This is a genomic window from Paracoccus hibiscisoli (assembly GCF_005048265.1).
Taxonomy (GTDB): domain Bacteria; phylum Pseudomonadota; class Alphaproteobacteria; order Rhodobacterales; family Rhodobacteraceae; genus Paracoccus; species Paracoccus hibiscisoli.
In genome coordinates, this window is record NZ_SUNH01000080.1 from 1 (window position 1) to 1760 (window position 1760).

1 protein-coding gene is annotated in these 1760 nt (G+C 70.1%); it reads right to left on the bottom strand.

The window, feature by feature from the left end:
- Window positions 1–1760 (bottom strand): glutamine--fructose-6-phosphate transaminase (isomerizing) (gene glmS / locus FA740_RS19320; protein ID WP_136858412.1); only part of this gene is annotated, 1760 nt, incomplete at both ends.

Sequence of the window (1760 nt, forward strand, 5' to 3'; positions counted from 1 at the left end):
TCGACGGTTACGGATTTAGCCAGGTTTCTGGGTTGGTCGACGTCTGTGCCCTTTGCGACGGCGGTGTGGTAGGCTAGGTACTGCATCGGCACCGCATAGAGGATCGGCTGGAAGATGCCGCCTCCGGGGGGCAGGGCCAGATGCGCGGTCACGCCTTCGCCTGCCGCAGCGATCCCGCCCGCGTCCGAGATCAGCAGCACCCGGCCGTGGCGCGCCATCACCTCCTGCATGTTCGAGATGGTCTTGTCGAACAGCGCGTCATGCGGCGCCAGCACCACCACCGGCACGTCGCCGTCGATCAGCGCGATGGGGCCGTGCTTCAGCTCTCCGGAGGCATAGCCCTCGGCGTGGATATAGCTGAGCTCCTTGAGTTTCAGCGCGCCCTCCAGCGCGACCGGGTACAGCGCGCCGCGCCCCAGATACAGCACGTCGCGGGCCTGGGCCAGCCAGTCGGCCTGCTCGCGGCAGGCATCCGAGAGGGCCAGCGCCTGCGCCATCAGGCCCGGAATGGCGCGCAGGTCGCGCAGATGCGCGGCCAAGCCCGCGTCGTCGATCCGCCCCCGGTCATGCGCCGCCTTGAGCGCCAGCACGGCCAGCACCGCCAGCTGGCAGGTGAAGGCCTTGGACGAGGCCACGCTGACCTCGATCCCGGCCAGCGTGGGCAGGGCCATGTCCGCATCCCGCGCGATGGCCGAGGTGCCCACATTCACCAGCCCCACGGTCCGCGCCACGCGGCCGCGCGCGTAATGCAGGGCCGCCAGCGTGTCGGCGGTCTCTCCGGACTGGCTGATGGCGATGAACAGGCTGGCGGGGGACAAGGGCGGCTCGCGATAGCGGAATTCGGAGGCCACATCGATGTCGCAGGGCAGGCCTGCCAGCTGTTCGAACCAGTATTTCGCCACATGGCCCGCCAGATGCGCGGTGCCGCAGCCGACCAGCGTCACCCGGTCCAGGCCTGCGAAATCAAGGCCTTCGGGCAGGACGATCCGACAGCCCTTGACGTAATGGGTCAGCACGTCGCCGATCACCACGGGCTGTTCGGCGATCTCCTTGGCCATGAAATGGCGGTGGCCGGCGCGGTCGATGACGGTCGCGCCCACGTCGATGCGGGCGGTGGGGCGGTGGGTCTGGTGCCCGTCCGCGTCCCAGATCTGCACGCCTGCGCGGGTCAGGACGGCGTGGTCGCCATCCTCCAGATAGGTGATGCGGTCGGTGAAGGGCGCCAGCGCCACCGCGTCCGACCCCAGGTACATCTCTCCGTCGCCATGGCCGATGGCCAGCGGGCTGCCGCGGCGCGCGGCGATCAGCAGGTCGGGCTGGTCCTGGAACAGAAAGGCCAGCGCAAAGGCGCCCTGCAGGCGGGCCAGGGTGGCGCGCGCGGCCTCCAGCGGGGTCATGCCCTGGTCCAGGTGATGCGCGGTGAACAGGGCCACGGTCTCGGTATCGGTCTGCGATTGGGGGGTGATGCCCAGGGCGGCCAGATCGGCGCGCAGGTCGCGGAAATTCTCGATGATGCCGTTATGGACGACGGCGACGCGGCCGGACTGATGGGGGTGGGCGTTGACCTCGGTCGCGGCGCCATGGGTGGCCCACCGCGTATGCCCGATGCCCGCATGCCCGGTCAGCGGCTGGTGGACCAAGAGGTCCGACAGGTTGACCAGCTTGCCCACCGCGCGCCTGCGCTCCAGCCGCCCGGCGCCGTCCACCGTGGCGACCCCGGCGCTGTCATAGCCCCGATACTCCAGCCGCCGCAGCGCATC